At 70.6% G+C, this 16,845-nt stretch carries 15 protein-coding genes and 1 tRNA gene; 11 read left to right on the top strand and 5 right to left on the bottom strand.

Annotated elements, in window-relative coordinates; translation table 11 throughout:
* Positions 1-36 precede the first annotated feature (36 nt).
* The 5 genes from ACZ6QQ_RS33570 (at position 37) to ACZ6QQ_RS33550 (ending at position 3,662) form a co-directional block, all read left to right on the top strand.
* Positions 37-234, top strand: coding sequence for a hypothetical protein (locus ACZ6QQ_RS33570; RefSeq protein ID WP_465881785.1), 198 nt, complete (start codon positions 37-39; stop codon positions 232-234).
* A 5-nt stretch (positions 235-239) separates the two neighbouring features.
* Positions 240-653: a YciI family protein gene (locus ACZ6QQ_RS33565; RefSeq protein ID WP_465881894.1), complete on the top strand. Its 414-nt coding sequence runs from the start codon at positions 240-242 to the stop codon at positions 651-653.
* On the top strand, positions 653-1,897 hold the full coding sequence (locus tag ACZ6QQ_RS33560; protein ID WP_465881892.1) for an RNA polymerase sigma factor: 1,245 nt from the start codon (positions 653-655) through the stop codon (positions 1,895-1,897). Before ACZ6QQ_RS33565 ends, ACZ6QQ_RS33560 begins: the two co-directional genes overlap by 1 nt.
* Positions 1,898-2,632: 735 nt before the next feature.
* Positions 2,633-2,953, top strand: coding sequence for an MGMT family protein (locus ACZ6QQ_RS33555; protein WP_465881783.1), 321 nt, complete (start codon positions 2,633-2,635; stop codon positions 2,951-2,953).
* A 31-nt stretch (positions 2,954-2,984) separates the two neighbouring features.
* Positions 2,985-3,662, top strand: coding sequence for a hypothetical protein (locus ACZ6QQ_RS33550; RefSeq protein ID WP_465881782.1), 678 nt, complete (start codon positions 2,985-2,987; stop codon positions 3,660-3,662).
* Positions 3,663-3,795: 133 nt separating this feature from the next.
* On the opposite strand, the gene ACZ6QQ_RS33545 is transcribed toward ACZ6QQ_RS33550, so the two are convergent.
* From ACZ6QQ_RS33545 to ACZ6QQ_RS33530, 4 genes are all read right to left on the bottom strand, one after another.
* Positions 3,796-3,867 (bottom strand) — tRNA-Arg (locus tag ACZ6QQ_RS33545).
* Between the two features lie 82 nt (positions 3,868-3,949).
* A complete protein-coding gene (locus ACZ6QQ_RS33540) occupies positions 3,950-4,630 on the bottom strand; it encodes a winged helix-turn-helix domain-containing protein (protein ID WP_465881781.1) in 681 nt (226 codons plus the stop codon).
* A 103-nt stretch (positions 4,631-4,733) separates the two neighbouring features.
* Complete coding sequence (locus ACZ6QQ_RS33535; protein ID WP_465881780.1) at positions 4,734-5,507, bottom strand: DUF305 domain-containing protein; 774 nt, start codon at positions 5,505-5,507, stop codon at positions 4,734-4,736.
* 28 nt (positions 5,508-5,535) lie between these two features.
* The gene (locus ACZ6QQ_RS33530) at positions 5,536-6,363 is read right to left on the bottom strand and encodes a DUF3105 domain-containing protein (RefSeq protein WP_465881779.1); all 828 of its coding nucleotides are present in this window, start codon (positions 6,361-6,363) and stop codon (positions 5,536-5,538) included.
* Between the two features lie 95 nt (positions 6,364-6,458).
* On the opposite strand from ACZ6QQ_RS33530, the gene argS reads away from it, so the two are divergent.
* From argS to thrC, 4 genes are all read left to right on the top strand, one after another.
* Positions 6,459-8,126, top strand: coding sequence for an arginine--tRNA ligase (gene argS / locus ACZ6QQ_RS33525; protein ID WP_465881777.1), 1,668 nt, complete (start codon positions 6,459-6,461; stop codon positions 8,124-8,126).
* Positions 8,127-8,130: 4 nt separating this feature from the next.
* The gene (gene lysA / locus ACZ6QQ_RS33520) at positions 8,131-9,516 is read left to right on the top strand and encodes a diaminopimelate decarboxylase (protein ID WP_465881776.1); all 1,386 of its coding nucleotides are present in this window, start codon (positions 8,131-8,133) and stop codon (positions 9,514-9,516) included.
* Positions 9,513-10,847, top strand: coding sequence for a homoserine dehydrogenase (locus tag ACZ6QQ_RS33515; RefSeq protein ID WP_465881775.1), 1,335 nt, complete (start codon positions 9,513-9,515; stop codon positions 10,845-10,847). The genes lysA and ACZ6QQ_RS33515 overlap by 4 nt, the downstream gene beginning before the upstream one ends.
* Before the next feature lie 193 nt (positions 10,848-11,040).
* The gene (gene thrC / locus ACZ6QQ_RS33510; RefSeq protein ID WP_465881891.1) at positions 11,041-12,090 is read left to right on the top strand and encodes a threonine synthase; all 1,050 of its coding nucleotides are present in this window, start codon (positions 11,041-11,043) and stop codon (positions 12,088-12,090) included.
* A gap of 16 nt (positions 12,091-12,106) precedes the next feature.
* Here the strand turns inward: thrC and ACZ6QQ_RS33505 are convergent, their stop codons facing one another.
* Positions 12,107-12,688: a MarR family winged helix-turn-helix transcriptional regulator gene (locus tag ACZ6QQ_RS33505; RefSeq protein ID WP_465881774.1), complete on the bottom strand. Its 582-nt coding sequence runs from the start codon at positions 12,686-12,688 to the stop codon at positions 12,107-12,109.
* A gap of 154 nt (positions 12,689-12,842) precedes the next feature.
* Here ACZ6QQ_RS33505 and ACZ6QQ_RS33500 point away from each other — a divergent pair, with 154 nt between their 5' ends.
* Positions 12,843-16,091 carry an efflux RND transporter permease subunit gene (locus tag ACZ6QQ_RS33500; RefSeq protein WP_465881772.1) on the top strand — a complete coding sequence of 1,083 codons (3,249 nt, stop codon included), beginning with the start codon at positions 12,843-12,845 and terminating at the stop codon, positions 16,089-16,091.
* A gap of 111 nt (positions 16,092-16,202) precedes the next feature.
* Positions 16,203-16,845 (top strand): MFS transporter (locus ACZ6QQ_RS33495; RefSeq protein ID WP_465881771.1); only part of this gene is annotated, 643 nt, incomplete at its 3' end.

Genomic DNA, 16,845 nt, shown 5'->3' with positions numbered 1-16,845 from the left:
CGCGCCCGGGTCGACTACCGGCGGACTCCGCTCGGCGTGGGTCTGCTCCAGGCGATGCTGGTCGTGGTCGACTGGGCCGAGCGGCACGTTCCGGAGATCGACGCCGCCCGCGCCCGCTACGACGAAAAAATCATCGTCCGGCGGCGGGTTGACTGTCCGGACCGGGCCGGCGGCTCCGACGTCTCCGGTGAACGGCACCGAGCAGGTGCCGGCAGACGAGGAGGACCACGGTGAAGTACATGATTTTGTTGGCCGGCTCGCAGCGGGACTACGACGCGATGGCGGGCAAGCCCGGCGACGAACCGGCCTGGTCGCCCGAGGACGTCGCGGCGATGCACGAGTTCATGGCGGCGTGGAACAACGAACTGGTCGAGTCCGGGGAGTTCGTCGACGGCCAGGGCCTGACCGCCCCGGTCCACGCCCGCCGGGTCCGGTTGCGCGGCGGAGTCCCGGTGGTCACCGACGGGCCGTACGCCGAAACCCAGGAGGTGCTGGCCGGCTACACCATCGTCGAGTGCGCCAGCTTCGACCGGGCCACCGAGATCGCCGCGCGCCTGGTGAGTACCCCGCAACCGAAGCGCGACGGGCCGGAGCGGGAGTGGTACGTCGACGTACGGCCGATCATCGAAGGCTTCGAGGAACTGGACATCTGATCGGACCCGCACCGGACCCCGAGGTCGAGGACCTGCTGCGCCGGCTGGCGCCGCAGGTCCTCGGCGCGGTCGTACGCCGCTACGGGCACTTCGACACCGCCGAGGACGCGACCCAGGAGGCACTGATCACGGCGGCCACGAGGTGGCCGGTGGACGGTCTGCCGGACAACCCGCTCGGCTGGCTGATCACGGTCGCCTCGCGCCGGCTGACCGACCTGCTCCGCAGCGAACAGGCCCGGTCGCGCCGGGAGGACACCATCGCCCGGTCGACCCCGCCGGAACAGTGGCTCGCACCCGCCGCCGACCACCCGGTGACGGACTCCGACGACACCCTCATCCTGCTTTTCATGTGCTGCCACCCGGCGCTGCCCCCGGCCGCACAGATCGGTTTGACCCTGCGTGCGGTCGGCGGCCTGAGCACCGGGGAGGTGGCGCGCGCCCTCCTCGTACCGGAGGCGACCATGACCCGGCGGATCAGCCGGGCCAAGCAGCGGATCAGAGAGAGCGGGATCCCGTTCGGCCTGCCCCCGGCAGCGGACCGCGCCGACCGGCTCGGTGTCGTCCTGCACGTGCTCTACCTGATCTTCAACGAGGGGTACGTCAGCACCACCGGCCCCCACCTGCACCGGGCCGAACTGTCGGCCGAGGCGATCCGGTTGACCCGGCTGGTGCACCGGCTGCTGCCGCAGGACGGCGAGGTGGCCGGGCTGCTCGCGTTGATGCTGCTCACCGACGCGCGACGGCCGGCGCGTACCGGGCCGGACGGCGGGCTGGTGCCGATGGTGGAGCAGGACCGGAGCCGGTGGGACACCGGACAGATCGCCGAGGGGGTGGCCCTGCTCACCGAGGCGCTGCCGCGCGGGGCGACCGGGCCGTACCAGCTCCAGGCGGCGATCGCCGCGATCCACGACGAGGCGCCGACCGCCGAGGCCACCGACTGGCCCCAGATCGTCGCCCTGTACGAGCTGCTGCTGCGCATCTCCGACAGCCCGGTGGTGGCCCTGAACCATGCCGTCGCGGTGGCCATGGCCAGTGGCGCCGAGGCCGGGCTGGACCTGCTCGGCACACTCGAATCCGACCGGCGGATCGCCGACGACCACCGCCTGCACGCCGTCCGCGCCCATCTGCTGGAACTCTCCGGCGACCTCGGGTCAGCCCGCGAGTCGTACGAGAGCGCCGCCCGCCTCGCCACCGCCCTGGCGCAACAGCGCTACCTCCGCGCCCGAGCCGCCCGCCTGTCCTGATCACGTTGGTGGGGCATGGGAAGAGGGGCAGCAAGTGGTTCGCGTGCTACAAGTTCGGCGTAGACAAGGCCGTTGAAGGCTATCCTCAGCACCTCCGGCGACCGACGGTCAGCGGACGGAACCGGCACGAATCGGTCGTATTCGAAGAATGCGGGAGGTCGAGCGACCTGGTACGTACCCGGCGACGGTGACTCGGGTATCACGACCACCGGCAGACCCTTGACGACCTGGGTGACCGTGGCGCCGGCCAGTTGGATGACAGACGGATCCCCGGTCCGGCCGGCCGCCGGCGAGACAACGACATAATGCCGGTCAGAGCTGAAGACCGAAGACATCGCACCGTAGGCTTCCCGAAAGAGACTCACCTCGCACCGGCAGGTGGCGACGTACGACTCGTCCTGACCGAGCAGGCGCAGAGCCTCTGCCAGGTCGGTGCACGCATCCCATGCTCTGATGCCGCCCGTGCCGGCCCTGCCCACCAGCGCCGTCAGGGCTCCGTAGAACGCCGCCCCTTCGGAGTGGTGGGCGGCCGGCGGAAGACCGATGCTGCCGCTACCGACATCGTGTGGATCGGGACGGCCCGGCTGCACCGGACCAGGGAACGATGACAGATCCGGGGTTCGGCGAGGCGAACGGCGGCAAGAGGTGCGTCCAGTCAGTTGCCGCCCGTGCTCAGGTCACCTGGCGGACAGTCGGGTTGCAACCTCCAGGCGGATTGCCCGAGGTGGCGTGCGCGTGGCATCCCGCGTCAATGGAGGCGAGTGGACGACCTACGGAGACATCTCGATTGCCGTGCGCGGCGACACCAAGGCAGCCCGAAGTGTTGGGCAGGCCGCCGCAGCGCTCGCCAATTTCCCCCATCCCGAACGAATCCTCATGGAAGACGGGCGCATCAATCCGAAGTGGCGCGACAGTCAGGATCGTGGGCCGGAGTACTGCCGCCAGCTGTTGGAGGAGCAGGGCGTTCGGTTCGACAACGATCTCGCTGATGCAAGCCAGCGCGTGACCTGGGATGCTCTGCGTCGCCGCGACGAGTCCGAGCCCGTCACCGAGTGACGGCACGAACGACGTAGCCAGGATGGAGCTCATGGCACACGGGCCGAACACAATCGAGATCAACGGCACAGCATTGCTTCTCACGACCGTCAGCGGAGGCACGGCGGTACACCTCACCGCTGCCACAACACCCGTCGCCGGCCGCGAAGCAGTGCCCGACTTCTACTTCGACGGCGGCAACGACCGCGTGCCGGCCGACTACGACCTCATGGCCCTGCGCGAACGTCGATGGTCCGACAGGACGATCTGCGGCCGCGTCTGGGCGGTCATGGTCGGCGGCGACGGCGGTGCAGTTGGCCGGCACGGCGACGTAGCGTACGCCCCAACCTGCCGGCGCTGTCTTACCTTGATCGACCGCCACTTCCCGAAACCCGAACCCGACGACCGGCTCGCCCTCGTCGCCCAACTCGCTACCGACGTGGTGATGGACCGACGAGGCTACGTCGAGATCCACCACGTACCCGGTGACCAGCAAGACGCCCTGCGTAAAGCCGTCCGCGCCGCGATCCGGAAGCGCGCCGATCACCCCGTCCGGACCTACTCGCTCAATGGCGTCATCTACGTCGAATGCCAGGCAATGTACGACCGGTACGCCCGCCAGAACGGCCGCGAAGCGGCCGATGCCGTGGACGCGGTACTGAAAGGCGAACCGCCGCCGCACCGCGAACGTGATTGGGTCATCTCATGGGCCACCTGGGGCATCAGCTAACGCCGGGCTATGCGACAAGCGAACGGCTCCTCGCCGATCTGGGCGAGGAGCCGTTCATTACGATCCGAGCGAGAACTGAGCTGCAACGGTCAGATGCCGGTCGATGACCGCACGTTGTTGCAGTTCTGTGACGTGCCCCCGGCAGGATTCGAACCTGCGCCCCCGCCTCCGGAGGGCGGTGCTCTATCCCCTGAGCTACGGGGGCTCAGCGACCGGGAAAGAGTAGCAAACACCCGGCCCGTGGGCCGAATCGGTATCCGGCGGGCGTGCCGCCCCCGACCCCACCCCTAGGAACGACCACACGAGGGCAGCGCGTACGGGGCGATCCGGGGCGGTAGTCGTCGGGGCCATTCGCCCCGGCCCCAGGAGCCGTCCACCACCACGTGCACCAGGCGCCCGTCGGTGCCGCTCAACCGCAGCAGGAAGTCGCGGGGCAGTGGTGGGTCCACCGTCGGTGTGGTGATCATGAACTTGACCCGGCCTCGCTGGGACATCGCCGAGATGACGTCCGCCGCCGGTACGACACCGTGCAGTCGCGTACGGCCGAGCCAGCACAGCTCCGCACGGTGCTCCTGGGCGGAGCGGACGATCGCGGGGTACTCCTGGCGTACCCAGACGCGTACGGCGTCGACACAGAGGCCGCAGGCGCGGTCGGTGGGTTCGCGTGGCCCGAGTCCCCAGGCTTGCAGGTACTCGGCGACGGTTGCCGGCTCGATGGTGAGCCCGAACCGGCGCTCGATCAGGGCGGTGACGCTCTGCCGGGTCCAGAGCGGATCGTCGAGCCCGAACTGGTCCGGGTACCTGCCCCGCAGCGCGTCGATCAGCTCAAGCTCCTGATCGCGGCTGAGCGCCTCTGCCGGGCCTGACCGCTGCCCCCGGCGAGCGGCCACCGCGCCGTCGCCGCCGATGGTGTGCCGCCGGCACCAGCTGGTGACCGAACGTCGCGCGTCTTTGAGAACAACCCCCACGACTGGGGCAACGAGCCCGGATCATGACTGGTCACGATATCTACGGAGAAAACTCCCTAAACCGCACAGTCGGGCATAACGGCACGTATCCGGGTAGAGCGGACTACTTCACGTCTACTTTGTCGAGCAGTGCCTGGATTGCGGTGATTTCCTTCTTCTGGCCGGCGACCATGGTGCCGGCGAGGGACTGCACCTGCTCGTCGTCGGAGAGATCCAGGGCCGCCTCGGCCATGTGGATGCCGCCGAGGTGGTGGTTGAGCATCAGCCGGAGGAACATCACGTCGAAGTCCCGGCCGGTGGCCGCCCGCAACTGGGCCCGCTCGGCGTCGGTGGCCATGCCGGGCATCAGGCCGTCGCGGACCATCGCGCCGCCGCCGTCCGGCATCCACGACATCCGCGGCTGGGTGCCGGTCGGGCTCAGGTTCCAGTCCCGCAACCAGGTCAGCATCACGCCGATCTGGCCCTGCTGGGTGAGGGCGATGTCCGCGCCGAGCGTCCGTACGTCCGGGTCGGTGGCCTTCTCGTGCGCGAGCATGGCCATCTCGACGGCCTGAGCGTGGTGGGTCGACATGTCCCGGGCGAACCCGGCCTCTGCCGAGGTGTCGCCGGGCCGGGTCAGACCCGGGATCAGCAACCCGGCGACCACGCCGAGGACCAGCCCGACGACGATCCCGATCGCCACCCAGCCGGTGCTGAACCGTCGGTGGCCCTCACCCGAGGCGGAGCCGTCGTCGAAGGTGCCTGAATCGTCGTCGTCGCCCGCCGAGGCGTCCGGCTCGAAGTCGTCCCCGAGATCGTCGAGGTCTTCGAGCCGTCGGTCGTCGGCGCCCGACGCGCCGGCCGGAGCCGACGCGTCGGGGCGGGTTGCTGTACCCATCGATGTCCTTACCTGGTACTGGATGGTGCTACTGCTCGGTGGTGCCGTCCTTGCCGAGGTCGCGCGGGGTGGTGCCGGTGGCGGTGATGCCGCCGGAGCAGCTCGCGTTCTGCTCGATGCCGGCGTTGACGCGCAGTGCCCGGATGAACGTGTCGATCCGGCCGTCGTCCGCGTTGTCGACCTTGAGCTGGTAGCCCCAGGCCTGCACCGAGATCGGCTTGTCCAGGTTGTCGACCGGGCTCATCAGCATGTACTCGTTGCCGCGCACCTTCTCGGCCAGCGCCGAGACCTGGTCGGCCGGCAGGCCCGACTTGTAGGTCACCCACACCGCGCCGTGCTCCATGCTGTGCACCGCGTGCTCGCTGGCGATCGGGGCGTCGTAGACGTCGCCCATGCAGTTCTGCCAGTTGAAGTTGTGCTTGCCGCCGACGGGCGGGGTGAGCGTGTAGCTGACCGGGCCCCAGGCGTGCTCCGAGGCGGTCAGCGACTTGTCCGGCGACTCCCGGTAGTCCTTGAGCCCGTCGATGCCCTTGGCCTGGTCCTGCCAGGGCTTGGCGCCCTGGAAGACCGCGTAGCCGCCCCATCCGATGATCCCGACGGCCAGCAGACCGACGGCGACGAAGAGGGCGATCGGGCCCCAACTGCGGCCCTGGCTGACCTTGACCGGGGCGATCGGCTTGCGGGGGCCCTTGCCGCCACCGCCCGCGCCCCGACCTTGCCCGCCGGGGCGGCCGCCACCGGAGTTACCGGTTGCTGGCTTGCCACCCGCCGCCGGCTTTCCACCGGCCGCCGGCTTCTTACCGGTGCTGACCACGGACGGACGGCTTTGATCGCCACCCTGGGTGCTGATGCTCATGGTGCCTCGTCAGGTCGGTCGGTCAGGGGGTGGCGGGTCACAAAGGCGCAGGGTGTCCGCCGAGTGACCGAGTCTACCCCCGGTAACATGTTTCGGTGACTCCCGCCAATCTCGCCGAGGTCGTCCGTACCGCCGCCCAGGCGGTCTTCATATCCCGTGGGCTCGATCCGTCCCTGCTGCCGGAGTCGGTGACCCTGGAGCGACCCCGCAATCCCGAGCACGGCGACTACGCCTCCACGCTCGCCCTGCAGCTCGCCAAGCGGGTCGGGGTGCCGCCGCGCGAGCTGGCCGCCGGGCTGGCCGAGGAGCTGAGTCGGGCAGTCGGCATCAAGTCGGTCGAGATCGCCGGACCCGGCTTCCTCAACATCCGGCTCGACGCCGCCGCCGCCGGGCAGCTGGCCCGCGTCGTGGTCCAGGCCGGCCGGGAGTACGGCCGCAGCGACGTCCTGGCCGGTGAGCGGATCAACCTGGAGTTCGTCTCGGCGAACCCGACCGGCCCGGTGCACATCGGCGGGGTCCGGTGGGCCGCCGTCGGCGACGCGCTCAGCCGGCTGCTGCGCACCACCGGTGCCGACGTCACCACCGAGTACTACTTCAACGACGCCGGTTCGCAGATCGACCGGTTCGCCCGCTCGCTGCTCGCCGCCGCCAGGGGTGAGCCGGCGCCCGAGGACGGCTACGGTGGGGCGTACATCGCGGAGATCGCCGAGGCGGTCCGGGCGCTGCACCCGGACGTGCTCGACCGCCCCGACGCGGTGGCCCAGGAGGTCTTCCGGGTCGAGGGTGTCGCGCTGATGTTCGACGAGATCCGTAGCTCGCTGGACCAGTTCGGGGTCCGGTTCGACGTCTACTTCAACGAGAAGGACCTGCACGACCGGGGCGAGCTGGACCTGGCCCTGACCCGGCTGACCGAGCAGGGCCGCACGTACGAGCTGGACGGCGCGACCTGGCTACGGACCACCGACTTCGGTGACGACAAGGACCGGGTGCTGCGCAAGTCCAACGGCGAGTGGACCTACTTCGCCGCCGACTGCGCGTACTACCTCGACAAGCGGGAGCGCGGCTTCGGCCGGGTCGTGATCATGCTCGGTGCCGACCACCACGGCTACATCGGTCGGATGAAGGCGATGGCCGCCTGCTTCGGCGACGACCCGGAGCAGACCCTGGAGATCCTGATCGGGCAACTGGTCAACCTGGTCCGGGACGGCCAGCCGGTCCGGATGTCCAAGCGTGCCGGCACCGTGGTCACCCTGGAGGACCTGGTCGAGGCGATCGGCGTGGACGCGGCCCGGTACGCCCTGGCCCGCTACTCCAGCGACTCCCCGATCGACATCGACGTCGAACTCTGGACCCGGGCCAAGAGCGACAACCCGGTCTTCTACGTCCAGTACGTCGCCGCGCGTACCGCCGGGATCAGCCGGCAGGCCGCGGGGGTCGGACTGACCCGTGGCGAACCCGACGCGTTCCGGCCCGAGCTGCTCGACCACGAGAAGGAGAACGAGCTGCTCAAGGCGCTGGCCGAGTACCCGGCCGTGCTCGCCTCCGCGGCCGAGCTGCGCGAACCGCACCGGGTGGCCCGCTACCTGGAGGAGCAGGTGGCGCAGTCGTTCCACCGGTTCTACGACAACTGCCGGGTGCTGCCGCTGGGCGACGAGGAGATCACCGACCTGCACCGGGCCCGGCTCTGGCTGGTCGACGCCACCCGTACGGTGATCGCCAACGGTCTGGAACTACTCGGGGTCTCCGCCCCGGAGGAGATGTAGCGACATGCGTGCTCACGAGGCGGGGGCGCTGCACGGCGACCTCGGCAGCCGGGGACCGGCGTGGTTGCGTACGCCCGAGGACGTCAACGCCCTCGTGCCGCAGCTGTGGCCGCGGACCGTCACCCGCGACGCCGACGGCGAGCTGACCGTCGGCAACCTGCGGATCGGTGCGCTGACCAAGATGTTCGGCACCCCGATCTACGTGCTCGACGAGGAGGACCTGCGGTCGCGCTGCCGGGACTTCCGGGCCGCCTTCCCCGACGACGACATCTTCTACGCGGGCAAGGCGTTCATCTGCAAGGCCGTCGTCCGGATCATCGCCGAGGAGGGGTTGCACCTCGACGTCTGCTCCGGCGGTGAGCTGGCGGTCGCGCTCGCCGCCGACATGCCGGCCGAGCGGATCGGTTTCCACGGCAACAACAAGTCGGTGAGCGAACTGTCCCGTGCCCTCGACGCCGGGGTGGGCCGGATCATCGTCGACTCGTTCGACGAGATCGACCGACTCACCGAGCTGGCCCGGCAGCGCGGGGTTCGCCCCCGGGTGCTGCTCCGGGTCACCGTCGGGGTCGAGGCGCACACGCACGAGTTCATCGCCACCTCGCACGAGGACCAGAAGTTCGGCTTCTCGCTGGCCGGCGGGGCGGCGGCCGCCGCCGCGTTCCGGATCCTCGACGACGACGTGCTGGAGCTGCGCGGGCTGCACTCGCACATCGGTTCGCAGATCTTCGACACCAGCGGCTTCGAGGTGTCGGCCCGGCGGGTGCTGAGCCTGCAGGCGCAGATCCGCGACGCGCGCGGGGTCGAACTGCCCGAGCTGGACCTCGGCGGCGGCTTCGGGATCGCGTACACGACCCAGGACGACCCGTCGACGCCGCACGACCTGGCCAAGCGGATCAACAAGATCGTCGACGGTGAGTGCGAGGGGTTGCGGCTGGCCAGGCCGCACCTGAGCTTCGAGCCCGGCCGCGCGATCATCGGCCCGGCCATGTTCACCGCGTACGAGGTCGGCACGGTCAAGGACGTCGATGGCCTGCGGACGTACGTGAGCGTGGACGGCGGGATGAGCGACAACATCCGTACCGCCTTGTACGGTGCCTCGTACTCGGCCACCCTGGCCAACCGGCGCTCCGACGCCGAGCCGATCCTGGCCCGTGTGGTGGGAAAGCATTGCGAGTCCGGGGATGTGGTGGTGAAGGATGAATTCTTGCCCGCCGACGTACAGCCCGGAGATCTTCTCGCCGTGCCCGGCACGGGTGCCTACTGCCGGAGCATGGCCAGCAACTACAACCATGTCCCGAGGCCCCCGGTGGTGGCGGTCCGTGGCAACGAGGCGCGCGTGATCGTCCGGCGGGAGACCGAAGACGATCTGCTGGCATTGGATGTGGGATGACGAAGCCTGTCCGCTTGGCGCTGCTCGGTTGTGGCACGGTCGGCAGCGAGGTGGTACGCCTGCTGCACGAGCAGGCCGCCGACCTCACCGCCCGGATCGGCGCGCCGCTGGAGATCGCCGGCATCGCCGTACGCCGACAGGGCCGCAACCGGGGTGACCTGCCGGTCGACCCGGCGGTCTTCACCACCGACGCGCTCGGCCTGGTCAAACGGGACGACGTCGACGTGGTGGTGGAGATGGTCGGCGGCATCGAACCGGCCCGTACCTGGCTGGTCGAGGCGCTGCGGGCCGGCAAGAGCGTGGTGACGGCGAACAAGGCACTGCTGGCCGAGGACGGCGGTTCGCTGCACGACGCCGCCGCGGAGAGCGGCGCCGACCTCTACTACGAGGCCTCGGTCGCCGGGGCGATCCCGCTGCTGCGCCCGCTGCGCGAGTCGTTGCAGGGCGACACGATCACCCGGGTCACCGGCATCGTCAACGGCACCACCAACTTCATCCTCTCCGCGATGGACGCCACCGGGGCCGGGTTCGGCGAGGCGCTCGACGAGGCCACCGAACTGGGGTACGCGGAGGCCGACCCGACCGCCGACGTGGAGGGCTTCGACGCGGCGGCGAAGGCCGCGATCCTCGCCTCGCTGGCCTTCCACACCCGGGTCAGTGCGGCCGACGTCTACCGCGAGGGGATCACCGAGGTCACCGCCGCCGACGTGGCCAGCGCCAACGCCATGGGCTGCACGATCAAGCTGCTCTGCATCGCCTCCCGTGGCCCGGACTCCACCGGCGCGGAGTCGATCGGGGTCCGGGTGTACCCGGCGATGATCCCGCGCAGCCATCCGCTGGCCAGCGTCGGGGACGCGTTCAACGCGGTCTTCGTCGAGGCGGTCTCGGCCGGGCAGCTGATGTTCTACGGCCGGGGTGCCGGCGGCGCGCCGACCGCGAGCGCCGTCCTCGGCGACGTGGTGGCGGTCTCCCGCAACCGGCTGGCCGGCGTCAGCACGCCCAGCGAGTCGGCGTACGCGGCGTTGCCGATCCGGCCGATGGGGGAGGCGGTCACCCGCTACCACATCAGCCTCGACGTGGCCGACCGCGCCGGTGTGCTGGCCACGGTGGCGGGGGTCTTCGCCCGCCACGAGGTGTCGATCGCGACCGTCCGGCAGGCGCCCGCGAACACCGGCGGTACGTCCACCGTCGGGCGGGGCGGTGACGCGATCCTGGTGATCGTCACGCACGCCGCGCCGGACGCCGCGCTCGCGGCCACCGTCGAGGAGTTGCGCGGGCTCGACATCGTCCGTTCGATCGCCAGCGTGCTCCGGGTGGAGGGCGGCGTCTGAGCCGGTCGGAGACCGGCCCGGCCCGGACCGGTACGGCGTCGGGGCCGAGCGGTCCGGGTGGGGCGACGGTGTCCCGCCAGATGGGTAACGATGGGTGCGCGGGCGTGGCAACCGGCACCCTGGGTCACGCTTGACCGACCCACCTTCACCCGGCGTCCGCCCCGAGCGGCGACGCATCGACGAGGAGACCGACATGTGGCGGGGTTTGATCGAGGCATACCGGGACCGGCTGCCGGTCACCGACGCCACACCGGTCGTCACGCTGCACGAGGGGAACACCCCGCTGCTGCCCGCGCCGGTGCTCTCCGCCCGTACCGGCTGTGACGTCTACCTGAAGGTGGAGGGGGCGAACCCGACCGGTTCGTTCAAGGACCGGGGGATGACCGTGGCGGTCTCCCGTGCCGTCGAGGTCGGCAACAAGGCGATCATCTGCGCCTCCACCGGCAACACCAGCGCCTCGGCCGCCGCGTACGCCGCCCGCGCCGGGCTGAGCTGCGCGGTGCTGGTGCCGCAGGGGAAGATCGCGCTGGGCAAGCTGGCCCAGGCGCTGGTCCACGGGGCGAAGCTGTTGCAGGTCGAGGGGAACTTCGACGACTGTCTGGCGCTCGCCTCCAAGCTCGCCCAGGACTACCCGGTGGCGCTGGTCAACTCGGTCAACCCGGACCGGGTGCACGGCCAGAAGACCGCCGCCTTCGAGATCGTCGAGGCGCTCGGCGACGCCCCGGACATCCACTGCCTGCCGGTCGGCAACGCCGGCAACATCACCGCGTACTGGTTGGGTTACCGGGAGGACGTGGCGGCCGGCAACGCCACCCGCCACCCGAAGATGTACGGCTTCCAGGCCGCCGGTGCCGCCCCGATCGTCAACGGCGAGGCGGTACGCGAGCCGTCCACCATCGCCACCGCGATCCGGATCGGCAACCCGGCGAGCTGGACCGGGGCGTTGGAGGCGCGGGACGCCTCGGGCGGGCTGATCGCGGCGGTGACCGACCGGGAGATCCTGGCCGCGTACCGGTTGCTCGCCCGTGAGGTGGGCGCGTTCGTGGAGCTGGGCAGCGCGGCCAGTGTCGCGGGCCTGCTCCAGCAGGCCGAGGCGGGCCGGGTGCCGGCCGGCTCGACGATCGTCTGCACGGTGACCGGGCACGGGCTGAAGGATCCGGAGTGGGCCATCTCCACCGCCCCGTCGCCGACCACGGTCGGCAACGACGTGATCGCCGCCGCCCGCGCGCTCGACCTGGTCTGACCGGCGGTCGTCGCAGCTACCGGTCGGCGGTCCGGTCCTGCTCGGCCGGGTCCGACCGCTCGGCCGGTGCGGTTCCGTCCGCCCGACCACCGGGGGCGGTGCCGGAGTCGTCCGTGGACCGTGCGGTGTCGGGTCCGACCGCGGATCCGGCTTCGCACTGTTGCTCGGCGGCCGCGGTGACCAGCAGGGTGGTGGCCCGCTCGACGGTTGCCAGGTCGTCGACTGAGAGCCGGCTGAGGAGGTTTTGCATCCGGGCGTGGCCGGCGGTCAGGATGCCCTCCATGAGCTTGCGGCCGGCCGGGCTCAGCTCGACCCGGCGGACCCGCCGATCGCGTGGGTCCTCACCCCGTACCACGAGGTCCTGCGCGACCAGACGGTCGACGATGCCGGTCATGGTCGCCAGGCTGACCCCCAGCACGCCGGAGAGTTCCCGCCCGGAAGCGCTGCCGCTGTGTGCGAGCAGGAGCAGTATTTTCAGCTGCGGCAGGGTGAGGTGCAGCGAGAGGAGCGGATCGGAGCGGTCGGAGGCGAACAGGTGCTGCATCCGACGTTGACCGTCCAGAATGGCCGCGATGAGCCGGGACCGGTCGTCGACCATCGCTCGCCTGCCTCCTCGCCGTCGCGGTGGTGGCGGTGACGCAGGTCGTGCCACTGGCCACCGGACGTTAGCAGGCACCCCCGACCTCACGCGAATTGTTCGTGTCAGGCAAAATATTCGTGTCGCGCCCTGACTTCCCCAGGAGAGCTCGCCCATGTCGTTGTTTGCCAGGCTCAGTCTTGCCAACCGAGGGCTGGTCGCCCTCATCGCGGTGGTGATCACGGGCTTCGGGGTGTTCGCCGTCCCCTCGCTGAAGCAGCAACTCCTACCGTCGTTGGAGTTCCCGGCGGCGTTCATCGTGGCCAGCTACCCGGGCGCCTCGCCCGAGATCGTCGAAGCGCAGGTCACCGAGCCGATCGAGAACAGCATCCAGGGCGTCGCCGGTCTCACCAAGGTCACCTCGACCTCGCGTGAGGGTGCCACGACCGTCCAGGTGGAGTACGAGTTCGGCAGCGACCTCGACGGCGTCGTCAACAAGATGGAGACCGCGCTCAACCGGATCAGCGCCCAGCTCCCCGAGGGCGTCGACCCGCTGGTCTTCGCCGGCAGCACCGACGACCTGCCGGCCGTCGTACTGGCCGCCAGCGGCGGCGGGGACAAGCAGGCGCTCGCCGACAAGCTGCGCGCCACCGTCGTACCCGACCTTGAGGGGATCGAGGGCGTACGCACGGTCGAGGTGACCGGTGCCCCCGACCAGCAGGTCGTCATCACCCCCGACCCGGCCAAGCTCGCCGCGCTCGGCATCGCGCCGACCGCCATCGGTACCGCGCTCCAGACCAACGGGGTGGCCATCCCGGCCGGCACCCTGGTCGACGGCACCCGGGCCCGTACGGTGCAGATCGGCACCCGGATCGGCACCATCGACGACCTGCGCGGCATTTTCGTCAGCCCGACCGCTCCCGGTACCCCCGCGGTCAAGCTCGGCGACATCGCCACCGTGGAGAAGCAGGCCGCCGCGGCGACCGGGTTCACCCGGACCAACGGCAAGGAGAGCCTCGGCATCCAGGTCACCGCCGCGCCGGACGGCAACGCGGTGCAGATCTCGCACGAGATCCGGGACCGGCTCACCGACCTCGGTCAGGCGTCCGGCGCCGACCTCACGGTCATCTTCGACCAGGCCCCGTACGTCGAGAAGTCGATCGAAAGCCTGACCACCGAGGGCCTGCTCGGCCTGGTGATGGCCGTCCTGGTCATCCTGGTGTTCCTGCTGTCGGTGCGGTCCACCCTGGTCACCGCGGTCTCGATCCCGCTCTCCGTGCTGGTCGCGCTGATCGCGCTCTGGATCGGCGACTACTCGCTCAACCTGCTCACCCTCGGCGCCCTGACCATCGCGGTCGGCCGGGTGGTCGACGACTCCATCGTCGTCCTGGAGAACATCAAACGACACCTCGGGTACGGCGAGGACAAGCGCGACGCCATCATCACCGGCGTCCGTGAGGTCTCCGGCGCGGTGACCGCCTCCACCCTCACCACCGTCGCGGTGTTCGCACCGATCGCCCTGGTCGGTGGCTTCGTGGGGCAGATCTTCGCCCCGTTCGCGATCACCGTCACGGTGGCGCTGCTCGCCTCGCTGGTGGTCTCGCTGACCGTCATCCCGGTGCTGGCGTACTGGTTCCTGAAGCCGGCCGCCGGTGGCGCGGGCGAGGCGGCCGTACGCGCCGCCGCCGAGGAGAAGGAGCTGCGCAGTCCGCTCCAGCGGGCCTACCTGCCGGTGATCGGCTTCGCCACCAGGCGCCGCTGGTCCACCGTGGCGATCGGGCTGGTGGTGCTCTTCGCCACGTTCGGTCTCTCCACCCAGCTCAAGACGAACTTCCTGGACGACTCCGGCCAGGACACCGTCAGCATCAGCCAGAAGCTGCCGGTCGGCAGCAGCCTGGCGACCACCGACGCCGCCGCCAAGCAGGTCGAGGGGATCCTGGCCCGGACCGACGGGATCGAGTCGTACCAGGTGACCGCCGGTGGCGGGGGCAACCCGTGGGAGGGCGGCGGTGGCGCGGCCAGCGCGAGTTTCTCCGTCGCACTGCACGAGGGCACCGAGGCCGGTCCGCTCAAGGACAGCCTGCGGGCGGAGTTCGACAAACTGAGCGACGCCGGTGAGATCACCTTCGGTGGCGGCAGCCAGTCGACCAACCAGCTCGCCGTGATCGTCCAGGCGGCCGACAACGACGTGCTGGCGAGCGCGACCGAGCAGGTACGCAAGCTCATGTCCGAGACCCCGGAGGTCGAGGACGTCGAGAGCAGCCTCGCCGACAGCGCGCCGCGGATCGACGTCGCGGTGGACCGGGCCAAGGCGGCCGCGTTCGGGCTCTCCGAGGCGGCCGTCGGGCAACTCGTCGGGCAGGCGTTCCGGGGCAGCCCGCTGGGGCAGGTCTCGCTCGACAACGACCAGCAGAACGTGGTGCTGCGCTTCGGCTCGACCCCGGCCACCGTGGACGAGCTCAGGGCGCTTCCGATCGGCCCGGCGAAGCTCGGTGACCTGGCCACCGTCAACGAGGTGGCCGGCCCGGTCGCGGTCACCCGGATCGACGGCGAGCGCAGCGTCACCGTCACCGGTACGGCCACCGGCGCCAACCTCGGAGCCACCAGCGCCGAGTTGCAGAAGAAGCTGGACGCGCTGGACGTACCGGGGGCCAGCTTCACCATCGGCGGGGTCAGCGCCGAGCAGGCGGACGCCTTCGCCGACCTGGGGCTCGCCGTACTCGCCGCGATCGCGATCGTTTTCGTGATCATGGTGGCGACCTTCCGGAGCCTGATCCAGCCGCTCATCCTGCTGGTCTCGATCCCGTTCGCGGCCACCGGTGCGATCGGCCTGCTGCTGGTCACCGGCACGCCGCTGGGCGTACCGGCCCTGATCGGTGTGCTGATGCTGGTCGGCATCGTGGTGACCAACGCGATCGTGCTGCTGGACCTGATCAACCAGTACCGGGAGCAGGGGATGGGCGTACAGGAGGCGGTGGTCGAAGGGGCCCGGCGCCGGTTGCGGCCGATCCTGATGACCGCCATCGCCACCATCTTCGCCCTGCTGCCGATGGCGCTCGGCCTCACCGGCGAGGGCGGGTTCATCTCGCAGCCGCTGGCGGTCGTGGTGATCGGTGGCCTGCTCAGCTCGACCCTGCTCACGCTGGTGCTGGTGCCGACCCTCTACACGATGGTGGAGGGTCGCCGGGAGGCCCGCCGCAAGGCGCGCGACCTGGCCCGGGGCGACGGTGGCCCGCACAGCTCCGGTATCGAGCCCGAGCTGGTCGGCGCCGGTGCCACGGCGACCGGCGGCGCGGCCCACTCCGGTCGGTTCGGCGTCGACGCGGCCCCTCGGCCCTCGGGTGCGCTGGTCGACGGCACCGACCAGTTCGAGGTGCTCCGGCTGCCGAAGACCAAGCGCTCGCCGCTTCCGCCGGCCGAGTAGTCGACGGAATCAGAGCGGTTCAGTTGGTCCGGGTCGTCTCGGGTCGGTGCGGTCACCGGCCCGAGACGACCCGTCTGTCGGTTCGGAGTCCTGCGGGTAAGGTCCCGGTCCGTGTCGTCGTCTCCACTGCGGGTCCTGGCCCGAAACCGTGACTTCCGGAACCTGTTCTGCGCCGAGCTGGTGGTCTTCGGCTCCGACTGGTTCGTCATGGTGCCGCTGCTGGTGCTGTTGCCGCAGCTGACCGGCAGCGGGGTGTGGGGCGCGCTGGTGCTGGCCGCCGACACCGGACTGACCGCGCTGATGCTGCCGTACAGCGGGATGATCGCCGACCGGATCGACCGCAAGAAGATCATGATGGTGGCGAACCTGGCCGCGCTGGTGGCGATCCTGCTGCTGCTCTGGGTGCGCAGCGCCGGCACCGCCTGGTTGGCGCTGGTCGCGGTCGGCCTGGTGGCGGTGTCGAAGGCGTTCTACTCGCCCGCCGCCCAGGCTGCCCTGCCGAACGTGCTGGCACCGGAGGACCTGGCCGCCGGCAACGCGGTCGCCGGGGCGGCCTGGGGCACCATGGCGGTGGTCGGGGCGTCGCTCGGCGGGCTGCTCAGCGAGGTCGTCGGCCCGTACGCGTGTTTCTGGATCGCGGCGGCGGCGCTGGGCGGGGGCGCCCGGCCGGCCACGAGGAGCCCCCCCCCCCTTCCAGCCCCCCGCTCACCCACCTCTCCAGCGCAGCGGGGATGGGGGGGGGGTGGCGAAGGGG

It is taken from the genome of Micromonospora sp. NPDC049529 (genome assembly GCF_055586685.1).
Note: the sequence above shows the minus strand (reverse complement) of the source record. Positions and strands in the feature narration are given on the sequence as shown.

Excerpts from the sequence above, each read along its gene's own strand:
- ACZ6QQ_RS33505 (WP_465881774.1), bottom strand. The coding sequence starts at position 12,688 with ATGGTCGACGACCGGTCCCGGCTCATCGCGGCCATTCTGGACGGTCAA.
- ACZ6QQ_RS33535 (WP_465881780.1), bottom strand. The coding sequence starts at position 5,507 with ATGGGTACAGCAACCCGCCCCGACGCGTCGGCTCCGGCCGGCGCGTCG.
- ACZ6QQ_RS33565 (WP_465881894.1), top strand. The coding sequence starts at position 240 with ATGATTTTGTTGGCCGGCTCGCAGCGGGACTACGACGCGATGGCGGGC.
- ACZ6QQ_RS33550 (WP_465881782.1), top strand. The coding sequence starts at position 2,985 with ATGGCACACGGGCCGAACACAATCGAGATCAACGGCACAGCATTGCTT.
- ACZ6QQ_RS33515 (WP_465881775.1), top strand. The coding sequence starts at position 9,513 with ATGACGAAGCCTGTCCGCTTGGCGCTGCTCGGTTGTGGCACGGTCGGC.
- lysA (WP_465881776.1), top strand. The coding sequence starts at position 8,131 with ATGCGTGCTCACGAGGCGGGGGCGCTGCACGGCGACCTCGGCAGCCGG.
- ACZ6QQ_RS33530 (WP_465881779.1), bottom strand. The coding sequence starts at position 6,363 with ATGAGCATCAGCACCCAGGGTGGCGATCAAAGCCGTCCGTCCGTGGTC.
- thrC (WP_465881891.1), top strand. The coding sequence starts at position 11,041 with ATGTGGCGGGGTTTGATCGAGGCATACCGGGACCGGCTGCCGGTCACC.
- ACZ6QQ_RS33500 (WP_465881772.1), top strand. The coding sequence starts at position 12,843 with ATGTCGTTGTTTGCCAGGCTCAGTCTTGCCAACCGAGGGCTGGTCGCC.